At 48.2% G+C, this 22,078-nt stretch carries 15 protein-coding genes; 6 read left to right on the top strand and 9 right to left on the bottom strand.

Annotation, left to right across the window (positions count from 1 at the left end; genetic code table 11):
* Positions 1–14: 14 nt before the first annotated feature.
* A complete protein-coding gene (locus tag AC58UX_RS27120) occupies positions 15–2,411 on the top strand; it encodes a beta-propeller domain-containing protein (RefSeq protein WP_497258554.1) in 2,397 nt (798 codons plus the stop codon).
* 59 nt (positions 2,412–2,470) lie between these two features.
* Here the strand turns inward: AC58UX_RS27120 and AC58UX_RS27115 are convergent, their stop codons facing one another.
* The 4 genes from AC58UX_RS27115 to AC58UX_RS27100 form a co-directional block, all read right to left on the bottom strand.
* Positions 2,471–3,127 (bottom strand): hypothetical protein, encoded by a 657-nt coding sequence (locus AC58UX_RS27115; RefSeq protein WP_497258552.1) that lies wholly within the window; start codon positions 3,125–3,127, stop codon positions 2,471–2,473.
* 2 nt (positions 3,128–3,129) lie between these two features.
* On the bottom strand, positions 3,130–4,401 hold the full coding sequence (locus tag AC58UX_RS27110) for an FAD-binding protein (RefSeq protein WP_497258550.1): 1,272 nt from the start codon (positions 4,399–4,401) through the stop codon (positions 3,130–3,132).
* Positions 4,402–4,542: 141 nt separating this feature from the next.
* Positions 4,543–6,825 carry a beta-glucosidase gene (locus tag AC58UX_RS27105; RefSeq protein WP_497258548.1) on the bottom strand — a complete coding sequence of 761 codons (2,283 nt, stop codon included), beginning with the start codon at positions 6,823–6,825 and terminating at the stop codon, positions 4,543–4,545.
* A 158-nt stretch (positions 6,826–6,983) separates the two neighbouring features.
* A complete protein-coding gene (locus AC58UX_RS27100; RefSeq protein WP_497258546.1) occupies positions 6,984–7,793 on the bottom strand; it encodes a transporter substrate-binding domain-containing protein in 810 nt (269 codons plus the stop codon).
* A gap of 463 nt (positions 7,794–8,256) precedes the next feature.
* Here AC58UX_RS27100 and AC58UX_RS27095 point away from each other — a divergent pair, with 463 nt between their 5' ends.
* Positions 8,257–9,108, top strand: coding sequence for an EcsC family protein (locus tag AC58UX_RS27095; protein WP_497258544.1), 852 nt, complete (start codon positions 8,257–8,259; stop codon positions 9,106–9,108).
* Between the two features lie 283 nt (positions 9,109–9,391).
* Here the strand turns inward: AC58UX_RS27095 and AC58UX_RS27090 are convergent, their stop codons facing one another.
* Both AC58UX_RS27090 and AC58UX_RS27085 read right to left on the bottom strand, forming a co-directional pair.
* The gene (locus AC58UX_RS27090; protein WP_497258542.1) at positions 9,392–10,195 is read right to left on the bottom strand and encodes a serine/threonine protein kinase; all 804 of its coding nucleotides are present in this window, start codon (positions 10,193–10,195) and stop codon (positions 9,392–9,394) included.
* Between the two features lie 29 nt (positions 10,196–10,224).
* On the bottom strand, positions 10,225–10,989 hold the full coding sequence (locus AC58UX_RS27085) for a helix-turn-helix transcriptional regulator (protein ID WP_497258540.1): 765 nt from the start codon (positions 10,987–10,989) through the stop codon (positions 10,225–10,227).
* 153 nt (positions 10,990–11,142) lie between these two features.
* On the opposite strand from AC58UX_RS27085, the gene AC58UX_RS27080 reads away from it, so the two are divergent.
* Complete coding sequence (locus tag AC58UX_RS27080) at positions 11,143–12,879, top strand: hypothetical protein (RefSeq protein ID WP_497258538.1); 1,737 nt, start codon at positions 11,143–11,145, stop codon at positions 12,877–12,879.
* A 133-nt stretch (positions 12,880–13,012) separates the two neighbouring features.
* Complete coding sequence (locus AC58UX_RS27075) at positions 13,013–13,687, top strand: putative endonuclease domain-containing protein (RefSeq protein ID WP_497258536.1); 675 nt, start codon at positions 13,013–13,015, stop codon at positions 13,685–13,687.
* Positions 13,688–13,886: 199 nt separating this feature from the next.
* On the opposite strand, the gene AC58UX_RS27070 is transcribed toward AC58UX_RS27075, so the two are convergent.
* Both AC58UX_RS27070 and AC58UX_RS27065 read right to left on the bottom strand, forming a co-directional pair.
* Positions 13,887–15,104 carry an MFS transporter gene (locus tag AC58UX_RS27070; RefSeq protein WP_497258534.1) on the bottom strand — a complete coding sequence of 406 codons (1,218 nt, stop codon included), beginning with the start codon at positions 15,102–15,104 and terminating at the stop codon, positions 13,887–13,889.
* A gap of 164 nt (positions 15,105–15,268) precedes the next feature.
* Complete coding sequence (locus tag AC58UX_RS27065; protein ID WP_497258532.1) at positions 15,269–16,477, bottom strand: MFS transporter; 1,209 nt, start codon at positions 16,475–16,477, stop codon at positions 15,269–15,271.
* Between the two features lie 281 nt (positions 16,478–16,758).
* On the opposite strand from AC58UX_RS27065, the gene AC58UX_RS27060 reads away from it, so the two are divergent.
* Together AC58UX_RS27060 and AC58UX_RS27055 are read left to right on the top strand one after the other, a co-directional pair.
* The gene (locus tag AC58UX_RS27060) at positions 16,759–18,204 is read left to right on the top strand and encodes an S-layer homology domain-containing protein (RefSeq protein WP_497258530.1); all 1,446 of its coding nucleotides are present in this window, start codon (positions 16,759–16,761) and stop codon (positions 18,202–18,204) included.
* Between the two features lie 177 nt (positions 18,205–18,381).
* Positions 18,382–19,389 carry a right-handed parallel beta-helix repeat-containing protein gene (locus AC58UX_RS27055; RefSeq protein ID WP_497258528.1) on the top strand — a complete coding sequence of 336 codons (1,008 nt, stop codon included), beginning with the start codon at positions 18,382–18,384 and terminating at the stop codon, positions 19,387–19,389.
* 87 nt (positions 19,390–19,476) lie between these two features.
* Here the strand turns inward: AC58UX_RS27055 and AC58UX_RS27050 are convergent, their stop codons facing one another.
* Positions 19,477–22,053 (bottom strand): DUF5054 domain-containing protein, encoded by a 2,577-nt coding sequence (locus AC58UX_RS27050; RefSeq protein WP_497258526.1) that lies wholly within the window; start codon positions 22,051–22,053, stop codon positions 19,477–19,479.
* Between the last annotated feature and the right edge of the window lie 25 nt (positions 22,054–22,078).

The raw sequence follows: 22,078 nt of genomic DNA, 5'->3' as shown, positions 1-22,078 counted from the left end.
AAAGGATGAGATCGATGAAGAAAAAGGTTTGGGCCGCTGGCCTCCTGCTTACCGCGATAATCTTAACATCCGCTTTTACTCCTGTGACTACGAATGCTGGTCAGGGAACTGTCGTCAAGCTTGAAGGCCAACCGATCTCGTTCTCCATGCAGCCTCGCATGATAGACGGGACTCTCATGGCATCTGTGCGGGAACTTGCAAACGCTTTAGAAATGGATGTGACCTGGCAAGAAGCTGAACGAGCAGCCCTAATCACTGGCAACGGCTACGAGCTGAAAATGCCAGTAAAATCAGACTATGCGTATGTAAACGGAAAAGTAACCACTATGCACGGCATCACTCAAATCGTGGATGGCTCTCTTTACGTACCGCTGCGTTTCTTCATGGAAAGCGTCAATCATGTTGTACGCTGGGATTCAGCAACTAGCTCGGTGAACATTACGAAGCAAGCAGACAGCTTGCCGGTTGTGGGCACCTATGACCACTTGGTTACTTTGTTGACGCAGAATGAAAGCAACGGATTCCGTGTCGGTGGCTTCATGGGCAACGAATTCAAACAATCGCTAAGCGTCACTTCCGATTCTGCTGTAGCTGGAAATGCTACTATCGCAGTCCAAGATTCGGCCAAGTCCGTATCACCGGAATACTCTGGCACGAACGTGCAAGTTCAAGGCGTGGATGAATCCGATGTCGTCAAGTCAGATGGAAAATACATCTACACCGTGAACAAGCAGCGAATTGTCGTCACAGAGGCTTATCCAGCAGAGCAGATGAAAGTGCTGAGTGTCCTCAATTTCCCTAAGACACAAGACACACAATTCCAACCTAGCGAAATCTACGTGGACGACAAGCACCTAATTGTGCTGGGCCATTCTTATCAGAACCTGAAGCCGATCCCTTATAATGAGGCAAGCAGCAGCGTCGGTATCGCGGAAAAGAAAATGATTGCCCCCTTCCGCTCGCAAGCTACTACGAAGGTGATGATTTACGATCTCACAGATCGGAGCAACTTAAAGCTTGTGAAAGAAGCTGAACTTGAAGGAAGTTACATGTCTTCTCGGAAAATCGGATCATCACTCTATTTTATCGCCAATAAATATGTTAATTACTATCAATACAGGGAAATGCCTGATAAGGCTGCAGCTCAAAAAGAACTAGCCCCATCTTATCGGGATTCCTCAGCTGGTGATGCCTTCACTTCGATTCCGTTGGATCGGATCTATTATTTGCCCAAAGCCCTAGAGCCTAACTATGTGCTTATCGGCGGCATTAATCTGGATGATTTGACACAGACGATGGACGTTACGTCGTACCTCGGATCCGGGCAGAATGTATATGCTTCTGAAGAGAACCTATATGTGGCAGCTAGAAGCTATGAACAAATGCGTATCCAACCGATGATTATGCCGATAGATGCCTCTGCACCAGCTGTCCGCGCAGGCGATTCAACCGTGGCTAGTCCACCTTATGAAGCGCCAAAGCAGGAGACCATCGTCTATCAATTCGGACTGAACACAGGAAAAGCCGTGTACAAAAATACAGGAAAAGTGCCTGGACATCTACTCAATCAATTTTCCATGGATGAGCATAATGGCCACCTGCGTCTTGCTACGACAACCGATCTGGGATTGTGGAAGAACCACGTGTATATTCTGGATGGGAACCTTAAGGAAGTAGGCAAAATCGAAGACATTGCACCAGGTGAGCGCATCTACTCCACCCGTTTCATGGGTGACCGGGCTTATATGGTTACTTTTAAAAACACCGATCCACTCTTTGTTATGGATTTGAAGGACCCTGCTGCGCCTAAATTACTAGGAGCCTTAAAAATTCCTGGCTACAGCAACTATCTGCATCCGTATGATGAGAATCATATCATTGGCTTCGGAAAAGATACCGTCGAGGTTGACACGAAAGGCTCGCAATCCATCGCCTATTATCAAGGCATGAAGGTGGCGCTGTTCGATGTTTCCGATGTGAATAATCCGAAGGAAAAATTCAAAGAGTTGATCGGTGATCGGGGAACCGACTCGGAGCTGCTCCACAATCACCGTGCGCTGCTCTTTTCCAAGGAGAAAAATCTGCTCTCCTTCCCAGTCAACGTCATGAAGCTCGATCCGAATCAGGCAGCGAGCAATCCGAAAAATTCGGCAGCCGCATACGGAAGTTTTGCTTTCCAAGGGGCGTACGTCTACAACCTCGACTTAGAAAAAGGTTTCCAGTTCCGCGGCGGCATCACACATCTCACTTCGGATGAGCTGAAGAAAGCGGGCCAGCATTTCTACGCCGGTGACAAACAGGTGCAGCGCGTTCTCTATATCGGCGATACGCTGTACACCGTCTCGAACGGTTTGATCAAAGCGAACGACTTGAGCACGCTGCAGGAGAAAAATGCGGTGGTTATGCCGTAGGAGCGTAAACGCCAAAAAGCCTCGATTCCATTATGGATCGAGGCTTTTTCACATACCCTTTATATAGCTAATACGCTCCTCAAATAAACAGCCAGCGAATCAAGCTGGTTCCCAACGGAACGATTAGCTTGCTTTCCAGCAGCCTGCGCAGCTGGCACCATCGAAAGCTGGGCGGCCATCACGCGCTTCGTTGAGTTTTGCTCCAGCATATGGATCAAACCTTGAGAGACAGCTTGGATGTACGCACTTTTTTTACCTTGCATAATAAGGTCAAACGTATTCTCCACAAGGAATGGCTCAACATCCAGCGTAATACCCTTCTTTTTCGCGTAGGCTGCTAATTGATTCATCGTGCCTTGAACGGTGCTCGGATTCGTAAAAGCCACAAGTGCAGGCTGATTCAGCTGACAAATGTCTTCGAACAGCGGATCATCGATTTTGATGATCGGGATCGGAAAGCGATGAACTTCTTCATCGTAGATAGCTGTAAAAAACGTACACGTAATCAAGATCGCATCCACATGACAATTGGCTATCCAATTGAGGGTTTCCAGCACTTTCTTAGACGCGGTTTCATCCGTGAAATCCGCATCCTTCTTGATCCGATCCAGACCTGGATCGACAAAGTGAATCAATTCCACTTCCAAGCCGCTTAACGCTTGTTCAATATGTTCAATATTCGAGTGATGGGCGTGGAAGCATCCAATTTTTTTCATCGTTATTCCTCTAAAATGTATGTTTTTAAGAATGCATTGCGGAACTTTCCTTGGGGGTCACATTGACGGAGCAGCTGCTGAAAATCTGGCAGCCTCTCGTAGAGCGACTGTACGCGTTCCGGCGGCGTCGTGAACAGCTTGCCCCAGTGCGGGCGGGCTTGAAATGGCTGCAACTTCTCCTCGATGACGTGCAGCAGCTCCCGAACAGCCTCCCAATTCGGCTTCCACGTAAAATGGAACGCAACAGACGGCTGTTTGTAGCAAGGGCTCATCCACAAATCGTCTGCATCGATTGTACGTACCTCAGAAACATACAGCAGCGGAGATATCTGCTCCTTGATGCTGTCGAGCGCACATAATGCCTCGTAAGCATGTTGACGGGGAACGTAATATTCACTCTGCAATTCCTCCCCGGCACTCGGGGTAAAATCCATCCGGAAGTGCGGCATCCGCTCATGCCAAGGCCCTGGAATCCCTAGCTGTTCGCTGCAATTTTCGGATGTGTGACCTGGCACAGGATGACGATGCACATCGGCAAGATTTGCTCCAAAGAACGCTGGAGCCATTTGCTCGGTGACGGAACCAGCACCCTCATCTTTTCGTTTTACCCATAGTTGGTTAAACGTCGATTCCTTCCAGTCCGTGAACAAGCTCACACTATAGCCGCTTGAATATATATCATCGAAATGCGCCTCCAGCTGGGCCAAAGGCAGGTTATCGTAAACGTATTGTTTCATCTGAAACGTCGGAACGACATCCAAGGTGATTTTCGTGACTACGCCTAGTCCGCCTAAAGCAACAGCTGCTCCGGCAATAGCCCCGTCTCCAAGCTCGCGGGAGAATGAGACGATCTGTCCATCTGCCTGGACGATTTCCATCGCATAAATCGCTGTCGCCAGATTGCCGTTGCGATCACCGGATCCGTGTGTAGCGGTTGCGCAAGCGCCTGCAACTGTAATATGAGGTAACGATGCCAAGTTATGCAGCGCATAGCCATTCTCGTGAAGATATTGGCCTAGCTCGCCATAGGTAATGCCTGCTTCAACTGTGACTCTATGATTCGTACGATCCAATGCGATTACGCCATTCAGCTTCTGAAGCGAGATCAAGCTTTCCGTACAATCGGCGATGCCATTAAAGGAATGGCGCGTACCAAGCACCTTGATCTGGCTGCTGCGAGCGACCAAAGCTTGTATCTCTTCCACGCTCTCAGGAACATGAAATTCCGACGCGCTGTACGTATAGTTGCCTGCCCAATTTCGATTATTCTTCACCGATAACACTCCCATCGCATCTAGTCTACTATCGAATTTTACCATAACCAGCCAACGAAAGGCTAAATCTGCCCCGCTCCCGTGCTCCCTGATCCAACAAAAAAGACACCCTATAGCGAACTATAAGAGTGTCCTCGCAAGTTAAACTTGATTTAATTGATACACGAGCCCATCGAGCATTTCATCTGTAAATGCACCTTGGCTGAATGCAACAAAATTGCGCAGCGGCATATACTTCATCATTTCAGCGAACATTTCACCCATACCCTCCGCAGATTCAAGCGAAGCCATCGAAGCGCCCATACCCTCCTGAAAATTCCGAATCAAAGCATGCACGATCGGAGCTCGCTGCGGGTCACTCAATAGATCGAAGAGCATTGTGTTTCTGTCGCATTGGATTTTCAGCCTAACGGTCGACTCCACGTGAATCTTAGCGCTCAAAGCAATGTCCTCCGAAGAGCGCCCGATCATAATGTCAAAATCACCCGTTTCCACGTGCCAATCTTTAAGCTCGGCATTGTAATAGGCGAAGGAGCGTTTATCCAGCGTAAACGTTACCGTCTTCTTCTCTCCTGGCTGAAGCTCCACTTTGGCAAAGCCTTTCAGCTCTTTGTGTGGACGAATGACCGTGCTTTCCACGTCGCGGACGTACAGCTGGACAATTTCTTTTCCAGTGCGAGCTCCTGCATTTTGCACCGTAACATGAATGTTAACTGTATCTATATCCTTGATTTCATTGCGCTCGATGACAAGATTCTCATAGGTAAACGTCGTATAGCTAAGTCCGTAACCGAAAGGGAACAGCGGCTTCACTTGTTTCGTATCATAATAACGGTATCCGACAAAAATTCCCTCTCGGTACTCAACCCGATTGCCTTCTCCTGGGAAAAAGAGGAACGATGGATTGTCGCTCAGTTTCATCGGGAATGTCTCCGCCAGCTTGCCGCTTGGATTCACTTCGCCGAACAGGATATCGGCAATGGCCCCGCCTACCGCTTGACCGCCTAAATACGCTTCGAGAATCGCGCTCACCTTGCCCACCCAAGGCATCTCGATCGGTGAACCGTTCATCAAAACGACAGCCACATTGCTTTGCACGCATGCCACCGCTTCAATGAGCTGAGTTTGATTGGCCGGCATTTGCAAATGCTTGCGATCGTACCCCTCGGACTCGTAACGGTCGGGCAGACCTACGATCACGATGACGACATCCGCCTCACGAGCCGTCCTCTTCGCTTCTTCGATCAGTTCCTCATCGAGGTCATCTTTATTCGCATGATAGCCTTGCGCATACACCACCGATGCGGAGTCTCCCGCCAGCTTCCTTATTTCATCAAACGGTACATCCATTTGCGTCGGTTTAATATGGGAGCTGCCACCGCCTTGGTAGCGCGGTTTTTGCGCGAACTCACCAATAACAGCCAACTTCATCCCTTTAGACAAAGGGAGTAAGCCGTCTTCGTTTTTTAACAGCACCATCGTTTCACTTGCCGTCGAACGGGCCAATTGGTGATGCTCGTCACGGTCATACGTGGCATTTGGTTTTTTATTGTCTACACTCATAAAAATAATGCGCAAAATCCGTTCAACCGCGCGATCCAGCGCCTCCACGGATAAGTCGCCATTTTGAACGGCTGCCACGATTTTACGGTCGCCAAGCCCGCCGCTTGAAGGCATTTCCAGCTCTTGTCCAGCCGCCAGACCGTCTACCCGATTGTTGGTAGCGCCCCAATCCGTTACGACAAAGCCTTCGTGGCCCCATTCTTCTTTTAAAATATCACTGAGCAAATATGTGTTCTCGGAAGCAAACGTTCCGTTGACTTTGTTATACGCGCTCATGACCGTCCATGGTTGGCCATTACGCACAGGACCCTCGAAGCTTGCCAAATAAATTTCTCGCAGCGTGCGTTCATCCACAATGGCATCCACACCCATGCGTCGGTGCTCCTGGTTGTTCACCGCAAAATGCTTCAGCGACGTTCCGACGCCTTGGCTTTGCACACCTTGAATATGGCTAGTTGCCATTTCAGAGGAGAGGTAGGGATCCTCCGAGAAATACTCGAAGTTGCGTCCGCACAACGGCGAGCGTTTTATGTTAGCCCCAGGTCCCAGAAGAACAGCAACGTCTTCGGCCTGACACTCTTCGCCAAGTGCCACGCCTACCTTGCCTATCAACGCTCGATCCCACGAGCTAGCCATACCTGCCGCCGAAGGATAACATGTCGCGGGTACGCTATCGAAGATGCCCAGATGATCAGTGCTGCCTTGTTGCTTGCGCAGCCCGTGTGGGCCATCCGTAACCATAATACTTGGAATGCCGAGTCGCTCCACACCTTTTAACCGCCAAAAATCCAACCCCGAGCACATCCCGGCTTTTTCCTCTAATGTCATTTGAGCTATGAGTACTTGAATATCCCGTTTCATTGACCGTATCCTCCTTGTGAAAAGCGAAGTATGTACACTTCGTATTATTTCATGGATACGCTTACTTATATGGTAAAATTCATAGATAAATTGTACAAATTCTTAAAAACAAAAGGATGCCCCCTCCCTTTAGGAGAAGTCATCCTTTTATATCTTACTTACGCTTCGTGCTGTTGGTCATATTCCATTTCTTTTTTTATTTTGTTCGGCATCATGGTAGGTTTGCCCCCGAACCACTTCGTATACAATTGTTCATAAGTGCCGTCCTTGGATACGGATTGGAGCGCTTCGCTGAGCTTCCCGAGGTGCTTGTTTTTCTTTTTGGCAACGATCGCAAGATTATCTTTGTTGAACGGATCTCCTACAACTTTCACCTTGCCTTGACCGGCGTTCTTGATGTAATCCTGCGCACTGTGTTCATCTACAACAACTGCGTCTGCGGTATGATTCGTTAATTCAGCGTAAGCATCGGCAATGTTGGAGAAGCTATGGATTTTCACGCCTGGAATTGCACTCGCATAGTAAAAACCCATAGATCCGTTTTCAGTAGCCACTACCTTTTGCGCTAAGTCATCCTTCCCCTTCATTGTCCCGTTCTCGGCAGCCGTCACCATGACTAGATTAGTTTTTAAGTAAGGATCTGAGTACTCCAGATCGTTGCTCTTCGCATTTATAACGGTCTTCCCCGCAATGGCCACGTCGATTTTGCCGTCCTTTAGCGCTTTCGTCATTTCGCCCATTTCCATTGGGACCAACTCATACGTAAGCTTTGATTTTTTGGCAAGCGCTTGCCATAAATCGACCTCAAAGCCCTTCTTCTCTCCCCCATCCACATATGTAAAAGGACGATCACTGGGATCCATGCCGACTTTAACCGTTTTATTCTGCGAGCATCCTGACACAATCAGAGCTGCCGACAGGGTGATGAACAGGACGATGCCTCGTTTGCTTTTAGCTCGTACATTCATTGCTTCCATACCCTCCTCAATAGATAAACATAGGTATTATTTGTTAATGTTGTTATGGTTATGCAAAAAGAAGGAAGGAGCCACCCTTAGAGTAAGGATTTAGCTGGTCTATTCTCGGCCCGCAGAGCTCCTTTTCTCTTGCGTAACTCGATTTTTTCGAGTTGCGCGACCGCGGAGTGTCTTATCTCTTGCGTAACTCGATTTTTTCGAGTTACGCGACCCGCGGAGTGCCTTCTCTCTCGTGTAACTCGATTTTTTCGAGTTACGTGACCTGCGGAGCGCCTTTTCTCTTGCGTAACTCGATTTTTTCGAGTTACGCGACCCGCGGAGTGCCTTCTCTCTCGTGTAACTCGATTTTTTCGAGTTACGTGACCTGCGGAGCGCTATTCTTACGAGTCCCCTTCTATCCCTTGCATCCAAAACCAAATACATACGTATACGATATGGAAAGGAGTTGCACAGCATGAATGATCTTGAACGCAATCACCATCCGGAAACAAGAAATGAGCTGCAGAAAGCACTTCATGAGATAGAAGCCTGGGAAGCTGAACAGAAAGACCTGTGGTTTTGGGAGAAGCTTGGACGGCTGCCCTTCCAAGTGCTGGATCGCTTAACGCCGAAGTTTTTGAACAAAAAAATAGGTGAAGCCTTGGACGAGCTCGGGAATTATTTGCAAGCGGGAGGACGGTATTTGATTTCGGAAAAGGGGACCTTGCGGCGCCTTGAGGAAGTGTCTGAGCGCAATAGAGGTGTGCGAGATGAGGGGCTTACGATTGCATCCGTGGGCACATTGCCGCTGCAAGTGTTGGATCAAACCGCCGATGAGATTGTCCTGAATCGGTCTAAAATCGCTACCCTGCAAGGCGCAACGACGGGGATTGGCGGGATTTTGACCCTCGCAATCGATATTCCAGCGATCCTTGGCCTGTCCTTGAAAACCATTCAGGAAGTCGCCATCTGCTATGGCTATGATCCTAAAGACAAGCAGGAGCGGATCTTCACGATCAAAGTCCTGCAATTCTCCTCCTCCGACATCGTCGGCAAAAAGGCCATTCTCGAAGAGCTGGCCAACTACGCCGCTGCGGATAAAGAGAAGGTCCAAATGATCTCACAGCTTCAGGGCTGGCGGGAGGTGTTCGCCACGTACCGCGATAATTGGGGATGGAAGAAGCTGTTCCAGCTCATCCCGATCGCGGGTATCCTCTTCGGCGCGTGGATCAATCGCGGCACGCTGAAAGATGTCGGCGAAGCAGCGAAAATGCTGTATCGCAAGCGACGCATCCTTGAACGGTTGCACGCCCAAGTGGATGGCTAGCTGAAACCACCTGCCCCCTTTTTCGTATGTAAAGTAACAACAAAAGGAGGAATACAAGGTGATCAAATATTTATTGCGCAAACTGCTTGGATCTCTTCTCCACTCTAAAAGAGGCCGACATTACCGACATAGCAGCTCTAATCATAGAGTCGTACACGTTACACGACGCTACTCTTCAAGTGACCGTGGAGGATACGGACACAGACACCATGGACAGCGTTATTATCAACATAGAGGTGGCAGCTCCAGCTAACCTAAAGCCGCGAAAGTGGCTTTTTTCTTTTTATACGGCAAGTACTGCATCTAGCTCCTCCATACAGGCCTGTGTACTCGCGTAAGGTGGATCGATTTGCAACAATTTCCGAATCATCTGCTTCGTCTGCGCGGAAATCGACAACTCCTCCTCCCATCCCCGTACAGCTTCCTCCTGATCACCACTCGATTCGTAGGTCGAATACAGCATATATAGTAAAAAATGACCGATAGCGTATAGATCTGAAGTAACCGCTACAGTTCTTCTGAGGATCTGCTCCTCATCGGCATCTTCCGTTAACCGAGCAGGTTCTCCTAACCGTGCGGCCAAGCCAAAATCAATCAAACACATGCGCTCTCCATCTAGAATGACATTCGGAATGCGAATATCCAAGTGAACAATGCCATGCTCGTGAATGAAGTGTACGATGTCTAGTAAACGACGTATGAGACTTAGGGCATCCTTTTCCGCAAATCGAGCTCCCTGTTCAAATATTAAATCCTCCACCGTCTGGCCTTGGATATATTCGGATATCAAGTATAGTCGTTTCGATTCTTCAAAGGATGTGTAGCACTTTGGAATAGCGGGATGTGCCAATTCGCTCATAATCGCTGCCTCCCGGCGCAGTAGGTCTCGCCCCAGCTGCCCTTTACTCGGTTTCGCCTGCTTCGCAACGACCTCCTGGTTGGTCTTCCTATCCTGACATAAATAGGTTAGACCATAGCTTCCCATCCCCAAGAAACGCTCAATCTGATATTGATCCCGTATGACCTCGCCCCGTCTTCGCGGATAGTCAATCCATGCTTCATATACTTGTTTTAAATAGGCTATCAAGATATGAGGTCCTCCTTTGTCGTATTAATTTACACCTGCAGCCGAAATGCCAGTGGTCCTGTACCATGATGCTTGCGGAATACGCGATAGAAATAGGTAGAGTCACAGTAACCAAGCTCTAATGAAATCTCTTCAATGCTGCGATCCGTCGTCAGCAGCAGTTCTTCGGCTTTAACCAGCCTTAGCTTATGCATGAATTGCAGCGGTGGACAGCCAAATGCTTGTGTGAAACAAGTGATGAGATAAGAAGGCGTCTTGCCAACTTGATCTGCTAGCTCCTTCGACGTTAGCGCAGAACGGTAATGCTCATAGATATAGTCCCGAACCTGATACACAAAATGGGGGTGCCGCCCCTGTAAGCCTCTGTTAAGTTCAAGACTCACCTGCGACAAAATTTCCAGCATGATCCCCCTGCACATCGGCATATAGTACATGTCCTTCATTTTCCATTGTTGAAGTAATGCGGAAAACCGCTCTTCCAAGAAAGGCAGCCGTTTTGAAAAGAGCTTCATCGGTTTGCCTGACTGCAGGATGCTAAAATCGTCATCTCCTGCATCTTGAATGAACCGGATACCGTATTTGCTATGGGAATACTCCTTGTCCTGCAGCCCGATCCTTACCGTTCCGTTCGGTAAATATAGAACATCCCCTTTTTCCAAGACGTACAAGATGCCGTTTACGAGATATTTGAGCCTGCCGTTCGTGATGAGCAGAAGTAGATCATAATCTTGTACGAATTGATCATGATGCCATTCTGGCCCCGATTCGTAGTGCATCGACTGTGTTATTTTCATCTACCTTACATCCCCTGATCCTATATCATTGTGATTCATTAATTATAGTTAAAAATCGTAATTTTGTTAATGTCTCCTCATTAATATCCATGGTTAATCCTGACTTTGTCATCTACAATTAATGAATAACAGTAAGGTGAGGGAGAAGAGAACATGGCTAGTAGCTTTACAACGGGACAGGCAAAAGAAACCTATTTGGATATATTGGAGATTGCTTTCAATTGCTATACACGGCAAAACATTGAACAAAGAGTGTGGCAGGACGGCACAACTCGCATGGATTTGCAAACCTACTCTCGCATTTTGACTGTGCTTGGATGCTTGATCGCAGGAGGACGTCGGCAAGAGCTACAGCCATTATGGGAGCACATGATGACGGAGAGCTGTCACGAAATCACAGAGTTGAAGCGCGACCCTGTCGCTGACTTCTCCATTAAAGAAATCATGTTAGCACTGCATTTTATGGAACCACGGTGTACCAAGGATGCTACGGCTCACTGGCTTTCCCTTTTGAGTGAGATCAATCCCTACACTCATTACGGCTTCGTCATTCGAGATGAAGAAAGCAAGCAGCATTTGCACAACATCAATATTTACAATATGGCGGGAGAATTCCTGAGGGAAAAAGAAGGACTGACGAATACGGACGCCTATTTCCAAGAGCATTGGCCCGTTCAATTGACCCGATTTGATGAAAACGGTATGTACCGCGATCCTGGCAACCCGATCCTGTACGATCTGACGACAAGGGTGCAGATTCAACTGCTGTTGGGTCTTGGTTATCAAGGGGAGTTTGCTTCGTCGCTCGATGAGCACCTGCGAAAGTCCGGGCTTTGGACACTTCAGCTGCAGTCTGCTGCCTATGAACACCCTTACGGCGGCAGAAGTAACCAATTTCTGTTCAATGAAGCCTTGATCGCAGCGAATGCCGAGTACGAAGCATTACGATACGCGGCGCTGGGAGATCACGAGCAGGCTAGAGTGTTTAAGCGAAGTGCTCGGCTAGCTATAGCAGCCATTCAAAGATGGCTTGACCAATCGCCCGCCCGTCACATTAAAAACCTGTATCCGATCGACAGCCGCTATGGCATTGAATCCTACGGATACTATGACAAATACATGATTACGATGGGAGCCTTCCTAAGCATCGCGTTTCTATTCGCAGACGATACCATCGCAGAAGCTCCTTGTCCGGCAGAGGTCGGGGGATACGTCGTTGCCACCTCGCCATCTTTTCACAAAATCATGGCAAATGCTGCTGGTTATTCCATACAAATAGACACCTCTGCCGATTCGCATTATGACGCTACAGGCTTAGGCCGTATCCATCGCTATGGTGTGCCAACAGAACTGGGCTTGTCGGTTCCGTTATCGTCGGGCGATGTGTTCCAATTACGGGACGGAATTGGGCGAACCTGTGCAGCCATAGGGCCGGGATGGAAACGGGAAGATGGACAGCTGCAGTATTTATCCGAATACTGCGATGGGAGCGTTCAGGGCGAACTCACGATCTTGGAGGAAACTGCAGAACGCATTCAATTTACAGTCACCTATACTGGCAGCTTGCCTGCTGTAGAAGCAGTGAAAGAACATTACCTGCTCAGTGCGGATGGCGTTACCTTAACGGTAGAACTCGTCAGTCCGACCTATCAGGAGTTGTATTTCAGAGTGCCTCTCCTACATACCAATGGCCAAGACGAAACATCGATTTCCACAACGGATCGATCCATCCACGTCTCCATGGAAGGACATACATACTTGGTTGGCTATCAGGGTGAGTTGGACATCGCGTCCGACTTGTACGGTAATCGCAACGGAGAGTACCAACTAGCCGTTATTCGAACGGATGGGCCGCGAGCAACAACGATCCACCTGCAATTGATTCCGTGAAGCTCCCTCACATCCCAGCTGATTGCCTGTTCGCCATGGTTGCCTTATAATCAGAGACAAACGACGAAGAACGTCCCTTTCCGATCTACTGATTGGAAACGGGACGTTTTTTTTAAAAAAGGGGAGTGAGAGAGTGACTTTGGAAGAAGCACACGCCACAATTATCCGTCAGCATCTCGAAAGCAGAACCGGGGAGCGCCGAGATAGACTGGAGAGAGGGCACAGGCATGCGGAGTCTCTGTTTGTAAGCAACATCTGGTGGCCGCTCAGAGGAAGTTTCGAAGATCTCCACCCGGAATACGAAGTGCTTGATTGGCGAGGGAGATCTTACTTTGCTGATTTTGCTTGGCTGCCGGGATATGTGAAGCTTTTATTCGAGATCAAAGGCTTCGCCACGCACGTACGAGACATGGACAGGCACAAATACTGCAACGAGATGAACCGAGAAACATTCCTTCACGCGATGGGTTATCATGTCATTTCCTTCGCTTACGACGATGTCGAGCAAAGACCTGAGCTGTGCATCACCTTACTGCGCATGGTGCTCAGCAGGTATCAACCCAGCCAAGCACCCATCTCACGCGCACGGTTGGCTGAGAAAGAAATCATCCGACTCGCGCTCCAACTGGCTCAGCCGATTCGGCCAAAGGATGTGGAGCAGCATTTTGAGATCGATCCCAAGACCGCCATTATGATGCTGAAAAAGCTGTGTGCAAAAGGTTTACTGCTTCCATCCCTTCGCGGTAATGGAGAGCGAGTGCTCCGGTATGAACTGACTCCTTTCGCACTAGACTCCCTTCTTAACTAGCAGGAAAACCTCCTGCTAATTGCTCCGTTTGATCGCCTTTCGATCCCTATAACGGGAAAACCTCCAGTTAATTCCGACAATTCTGAACTAAATCACACAAAACCTCTAAATTAAAGGGAAGTTTTACCGTTAGACCCAGCACGCACGCGGTACAAGTCAAACTAACAGGAGGTTTTCCCCCTAGCTCCCGCTGGAGCTATCAGCCCTCCACCTTCGTCATTTCCCGCTCCCCTTTTTGCAGCAAAAAAATAACGGTTCCTATGCACCCGCAAATGGCAGCTGCAATTAACAACCCTGAAATCGGAATGTAATCGGATAAACCGGTGCTGATTAATGGAGCGATCGAGCCTCGAATACCAAACAGCATTAAATGCAGTCCGAACACAACTGCCTCTCGTCCAGGTACAACGCGAAAAATATAGGCAAGAATGCCAATATCCCAGATTGCATCGCCTATTCCCTGGATTCCGCTACCAATAATCACAGCTGGATAATTCCCGAAAATCCCATAAAGCAAAGGAACAATCGCGAACGCCGCCAATCCATAGACTAGCGTTTGCTTCGCAGAAAATCTATCAATCACCCAACCAACAACGAAATACGACACCAATAAACACACATAATAGGAAATACGCGCAACGCCAATCTCAATGTTGTTCAACTGCAACTCTCTGACCTGGATGATTTGATATAGAGGACTCGCCAGTATGTTGCCAAAGCCAGTCAAGGTTGTTGCTGCAAAAAATATGACCAGCTCCTTGTGATCCTTCACTAGCTTGAGCTGTTCCTTAAATGAAGATTTGCGTGTCGATACCGCCCTTGGTAAGGCTATCTCCTTAACGCGGGCTAAGAAAAGAATCGATATGACACCCGTGATGGCCGCAGTGATTAGCGGTCCACTCGGGCCTGACTTATCCGTCCACGAGCCTACTAAGTAAGCGAGTGGAATCATAAGAGCCCCCATCGCAACTCGAACGTAGCCCATTAGTCGGCCTCGCAATTCAGGCTGATACATACGTGTAACTAACGCAGGATACGCCGGTGCTTGAATTCCCATTAAAAAGTAAAAAACGATTGCCGTCACAACATAGACGCTGGGAGCACCAAAAAATGCCGGCAGCAACAATAGCGCTCTTCCAATTACATTCGGGATGATGACAAATGGTTTGGGATTCGATTGTTCGATTCTCCCTGCCCAAATCGGCGAGAACAGCAGTCCGATCGCCGGAGCGGCTGCCAAAATCCCGACTTCCAGATTCGTAGCCCCTTGCCTAATCGCAAGTGCGATGTAAAACTGATTAAAGACCACATTAAAGAGACTAAATAAACAGGCTGCACCAAAATCACTATACAAGTTATGCTTCGTTGTCGGGCTCATCTGTAAGCCTAGTTTTTGAAACATTTTGTTTGCCAGCATGGCTTTACTTCCCCTCTTGCTTCTCTCATTCTAAGCTCGATATTACCTTCATAATAGCAGGTTTTCCTGTTCGTTTCTCTCTAAAAAGTAAGACTGTGCGGACATACAAAAGAGCTCACCATTCATAAATGGTTGAGCTCTTTATGTCTACCTTCACAGCTCTATCATGTCTGCCCTTCCAGTCTCCGATCCAGCATACCTTGTACGAGCCATGTATAAACGACATATCCGACCAGCAGCGCAATCGCCGTCATTAGGAATGGCCAAGCATAGTGATTACCGGCCAAAATATAACCCGCCCAGTAGGAGGCAATCGTATTGCCGACACTGCGGGAAACCGTCCGCATACCAGCGAACAAATTGCGGTCTTCTTCCGCTACGGCTGACATGCATTGGCTGTCCGTCAAGTTGTTCAGCATCGTGAAGCCCGTCCCGCGAATGAGCAGCAGCATCCCGAAGACGGCGGCTGGCATCGCGATGGCCATCAGCCCCACGATGACGATGTTATAAAGAAAGAGGAAGATGAAGGTCCTGCGGCCTCCCCATTTATCAACGACATACGGCATAATGATCGATCCGATAAAGAAGAAGAATCCGGACAAAGCGAGTATACCTGAGATGCTGCCGTCTTCCATCCCAAATCGGAATTTCAGAATGACGTTCAAGAACGGACTAAGCAATCCGAACGTGAAACCGGAGTTAAAAATAAGCAGAGAAAGCAGCAGCAGAAAGTAGATCGCATGTCTTCGCTTCGGCGGCTCCGAAGACTTCGCTCGTTGAGCATCGCTAGCCTTCTCTGCGCCCTTGGCTTGCTCCGTTGTATGAGAAGCAGGCAGCAGTATCCAACGTAATATGCCTGAGAGCCCTAAGCAGCCACCGGCAATGAAGAAGGCATATTGATACATCGTGGTATGCCCAGGCATCCAGTCCGGCAAATAACCACCAAGCCATGTGCCGAGGCCAGTAAACAACGTAAATATGGCGAACAGCAGCGAATATGCGCTTGTTTCTTCTTTTTTCGAACGGCAATATTGGAAAATCAATTGAATTTCCGAATTCACAATCGCTGTAACGCCCAGCGAATAAATAATCTGCGCAGCTGTAACCGCGCCAAGGCTAGTTCCGATCCCGAAAAGGAAGAGCGCCAAAAAAGTCAGCAGCATGCCGGTTACGAGCATTGTTTTGCGCCCGACACGCTTCACGATGAAGCCCGCTGGCAGACTGCCCAAACCAATGGTCAAGGCGCCCAGCGACGTTATTCGGCCGATATCCCCTTTGGAGAATCCTAGATCCAATAAATGCAAGTTAAGAATAAGGCTAAACACGCCTGCTCCGATGCCAAACAAGCTTTCCGTCGCAATAAATCGCTTCACGCTAGGCGATAAATCACGAAATAAGTTTACAATATAACTCCACATAGATGTACCTTTCTTCTAGCTAGTATGTGCTCTATCTTACATGGCGGCAGCATCCCATTCAACTTTATTTTCCAAATGGACATCAAAGAAATTGCCATTCGTTCATTCGCTAAAACTAGTGATAATTCGCCTAAGCTGAAATGGAAAATTAGCCCATTCTTCTCATGGACAGCGAACAAGTTGACTGTTATGCTAGCTGCAAAATATTGATTGACGGTAAATAAAGGAGGCTGGGTATGTATTCATTTTGGAGAAAAGCTACACTGCTCCTGACTGCCAGTGCACTACTAGTGACAGGTGTAACCGTAGGGCAATCTAGGGCTAGCGCAGAGGCAGACATTTATAGCATGCACCTGCGACCAATAGGGGGTGACTATGAACATAGGCTTCGATATGTGACCGCAGAGGTTCCCTTCGTTATTATGTACAGTGCAAACACGGTTGTGTCTACAACTATAACCGATGCCTTGTTCTATTCGCGTGATAATGGGGTAAGCTGGATTTCACTCACACGCGGGGAAGGCGGCGCGCTAACGCTCCCGATTGATGCCAGCCTCACCTCTGTACGCTTTCGCATACATGCTTGGTTTGATCCCCTCGTAGGCAGCAACAGTGATGACGATTATGTATCGGAAGCTTTCGCCGTGAAACAGCCTGGCGGTCCAACCGATCTGAAAGCCTCAGTCAACTCCAATGGATCCGTGACACTCACTTGGCTGGATAATTCGAATATGGAATCTCGCTACGACATTACGCGAACAGGACCTGATGGCAAAAAGACGTTCACACTTACAGGTAAAACGGATTCGATCGGCCAGGTTTCCTACATAGATACGCAAACCAGTAAAACCCAGGACACTTGGTACGTGTACCAAATCAAGCCCATCATTGACCAATATACTATTCCTGAATATCTAACTCCCTCTGAAGCTGTAACAATTGTAGAATCTTCGGCTCCTCTCAGCGGAATTAATGACGTCGTCAAAATTGATGCGCCACTTTTGAAGGGATCAGGTATACAAACCATTTTGAAACCAGGCAAAACGAAAATAAACATCCTCGATGATATTGCGCAAATCAAGGTTTCATCTGATCTCATTTCGAAAGTGGACGGCGTTATTACGAATGTGCCGGATATCTTTGCCGGCGCTAGCTCATGGGCACTGCCTGAGTTGAAGCAAGCGTTTGGGCTCGGATTGACGACCAGTGAAACATTGAGCAAGTATACGGAAGCGATTACTAGAGAGGATTTCGCCGGACTCGCGGTTCGGCTCTATGAGAAGTTGTCGGGGAAAACGGTAGCACCTGACTACAATCCTGTATTTAAAGATACGAACAATGTACATGTGAACCAAGCCTATCGGTTGGGAATTGTGAATGGCTTAACGAACGATACATTTGGGCCGAAGAATCCCATTACCCGCCAAGAGATGAGCGTCATGCTGCTGCGGACGGTAAGATTAGCAAAGCAAGGCGTAGTGTTGGATACAACTACGAAAACCTCCTTCACTGACTCCAGCTCCATCTCGAGCTGGGCGCAGGATGCAATGAACTTTGTTGTGAATTACGGCATCATGAATGGCGTTGCTGGCAACAAGCTCGATCCGCACGGTAATACCACGCGGGAGCAGGCTATTCTTCTCTCGCTGCGCACGTATTTGGCAACAGCGGTGCTTCATTAGAGGTTCCCAGCGCGCCCCGGTCAACACATCGGGGCGCGCTTTTTCTATCAATCTAATAAAAAGCACACCCTAAATAGAAAAAACACAAGTTGTTAAAGATTAACTTTGTTACACTCAATTTTGAAAGCGCTGTCATTACCTACGAACAGCGACTACAATTTTAAAGGAGGTTTAATTATGTTACAAAATAGTGGTATCTCAAGTGAATTCGCAAAAAAGTGGCTTCCCGTGTTCGTTTCAATGCCTTTAGTGCTGGTATCCATGGGGATCGCACCGGCAAGCTCCAACGCAGCAACGACAACCTGCAGTACCGTATCTTGCGTCACAACGGCGGTTGCGAATGCAGCGCCTGGAGATACCATTATTTTAGCAGCTGGCGTAACCTTTAATGGTAAGTTTACTTTGGCGGCGAACGGAACGGCAACGAATCCGATCACCTTCAAAAGCGCCAGCTCCACCAACCAGGCCATTGTTAATGCGGGTTCCACCTCTACCGGTTATGGCTTGACCATGACAGGGGACTATTGGGTTGTCAAAGATGTGAAAGTAACGAACGGCAAAAAGGGCATCATGCTAGACAATGCAAACAACACCTTAATCGATAATGTGGAAGTGTATAATATCGGCGAGGAAGGCGTCCATTATCGCGATGGCAGCTCCTATAACACGATCCAGAACTCGAACATTCACGATTGCGGCGTACTCACACCGGATTATGGCGAAGGTGTTTATGTCGGATCCGATGTGGGCAAGTGGGGCACTTATAATGCAGCCACAAACTACAACACGATTAAAAACAATATGATCGGCCCGAATGTAAAAGCGGAAAGCATCGATATTAAAGAAGGCTCGACAGGTACGATTGTGGAGTACAATACCTTCAACGGTACGGGGATTAGTGGTGCGAACTCAGCCGACAGCTTTATGGATGTAAAAGGCAACAACGATATTATTCGCTACAACACCGGATATCGTAATAACAACAGTATCATCGTGAATGCGTTTGAGGTTCATCAACGCTCTGCAGGATGGGGATTAAACGCGGACTTCCATGACAATACCGTTTATCTGGATAATGCTACTCCGAACGTCGTGTATACGGATAGTAATGCAACTGCGAAAGCGCATAATAATACGCGCAGTCCGGCAGGTAATATGTATTCGGGAAATGTAACAGTGTACTAAAGATGGCCGAACTAAATTGACCCGAACGGTCTTTCCTCAAAAAAAGGAGCTAAGCGCGAAATAAATCGCCTAGCTCCTGCTTTAATTTTATGCTAACTGAAGCTTTATCGTTTTAATTTCAAAAGGATTCATCGTCACCGTGAGTTGATCACGATCGAAGTCTACTTCCGTTTCCTTGATTCGTTCGACAAGGTCACATTCCTGAGCATCCTCAAGCGACGGAGCAAATGAAAGCTTCACTGTGGAACGCTCATCGAGCAGATTCTGGAATCGCAAGATATAGGCATCGCCATGCTCTGCTTTTTTAAAGGCTAAGATGTTGACGTTCTCTACGCCCTCCTTCAGCAAACCATACCTAGCAGCTCCAGCAGATTGCCAACCTTCATTCACCTGAGCCGGCAAAAATGCTTCCGCAGCCCGCTGTTGCACACGCCCTTGCTTCCAGTCACCCGCATGCGGAGCAATCCGGAATGCATACTGGAAACTGCCGCCAATCCATTGCGGGAAGTTCGTTCCCCACTGATTGTTAAACAAATTAAAATGCAAGATTGGCTGTTCCGGTACATACGTTTTCGAATATTGGTAAATTCCCTTTTCACCAATGGAAAACAACGGTGTATCTAATGGAATAATCGTCAATCCTAGGCGACCATCCTGGACATCCACCCATTGGCTTGCACAGTGAAGACGTGTATTCGCGCCTACCTCAATATCTTCCAGCGGATTCACCACACTGCCTAATTTTTGAAAACGATACTGCGGCTGCTCCGCATTCAGCGCAAAGGTGAAATGTCCGCTCTCGGCAAACGCGGAAGCTGCTTTACGATCAACGGCAACTTGGATATCAGCAAAAGGTTGACCCGCTTCCAAGCGAATCGCAATGCGAATCTCCTCGCCATTCCCAAACTCTTCGTAGCTTCCACTCGGTGTCTTGAAGCGGATCTCGACACTGCCCCATCCTTCACCGTTGGCTACTGCAACATCACGGACTTGCAACCCATACTGCTTATGACCGATTCTCGGATATCCTGGTTTACCAAAATCGTTAATATACCAATCTGTCAGATCATAGCTGTAAGCTTTTACAAAATCCAGAATTTCCTCTTTGCCGTAAACATCGTACTCGTAGTGGCCAAACTTGCCATCTTGAGCCCATTCCTTCTCATTCTGCTTGTCATAAAAGCTCGTTATACAGCCCGTCGACGTGTTAACTACGATACGTATCGCCTGATTTTCCAAAATGGCGTTCTCTGCGCTCTTATCAGCGATGGGGCTCGCAGGCACAGCTTCCAAACTTTCCGCCGCATACTCAAAAGTACGATACCCCATTGGACCCAATTGTCCAATATACGCCTCACCAGATTCATTCACGGAATAGGCTTCCTTCGTTTCTCTATCCGTGAGTGTGCCTCGCTTATGATTATCAAGCGTAATCTTCGCATCCTGCCGCTCCCAACCCAGCGGGTTATAGACACCAATCACATTCGAATCTGAGGATGTACAAGGTTGAACCTCCCGCAGCGCTCTCTCTGCTCGATCAACGTAGTTCTTTTGCTCAGCCCAAGAGGCTTCTGTCTTGAGATAGGATTCTGGGAACTTCGCGCGGTCTTTCGCGATGTTTTCTTTCCCGAACGCACGCTGGCTATTACGGCCTGGCAGCAGATTCGATTTAATATCAATTCCCCACGTATGCTCGCCAAAAAGCAGCGTGTGCTCATACGCCTCTGCGATGGCGTTCCTATAATCACTACCACTATTTCCTTGCAGCTGCTCCAGTGTTGATAAGCTTTCCTGTGTAGCAATCTGCGAACGCAATTTCCGAACACGGGATACTTCTTCCGGATAGGTGCCGATCCCGTGAATCCAAGTGTCCGCTAAATCCTTGCGAATGACAGGTATATCCTGAAAGTCTCTGGCGATAAAATCTTGCGCAAAATCGTCCATCGTCCCGATTTTGACTTCGGTATTCGGAAACTTCCTCGCCACCTCATCCAACAAGTCGCGCACCACACTGCCATCCTGTGGGCCGTAGTTGTCTTGCGTTTGCAGCAGCGCGATCCAAACCGGATACGGCCAGTCCTCAGGAGGCGTCAGGTCCGTCCCGTACGCCCCTTTGGAATAATACGTTAATACCCTGCTGCCATCGGGGCCTTCCCAGTGAAACAGTCGAGGTAAATCCACAGGAGAAGAACACGCATTTACACCCAAATGCAAAAACTCAATGCCTGCCTGCTTCAATAAGGTTGGCAGCATCCAAGTATGACCGGGTACATCCGTCATTTTCGCGGAGATGGCTGTGTGCTCGTATTGCTCACGAAGCTTCTCAGAAATATAAAGCCCTCTTATGTATTCTTCCGTACCGCAAAATTCAGTATGTGTCGTAAACGGAAGCCCATGCCAGCGCAGCTGTCCGTTGCGAATCAGGGCCTCCAGTCTTTCCTTCTTATCTACATTCGGCGTATCCAGACATTCCTTCAGCATCCATGCAGGGAGCGTCCAAACATAATGATGGTCCGGTCCATCCTTCTTCGTATCTTCACATACCGCAAGAACGTCATTCATCATCTTTTCTCTATATTGGGTGACAACGTTGCTCGCCAAGTCAGTAAAACCCAAGTCTACGTGCGTTTTGAACACAACATAAATTTTTTCTAATTGTTTCACTGTTCTCTCCTCCGATACTTCCGTG

The sequence above is a fragment of the Paenibacillus sp. J22P90 genome (assembly GCF_059692195.1).
The sequence above is the reverse complement of the archived record's forward strand: the minus strand, read 5'-3'. Positions and strand labels throughout refer to the sequence as shown.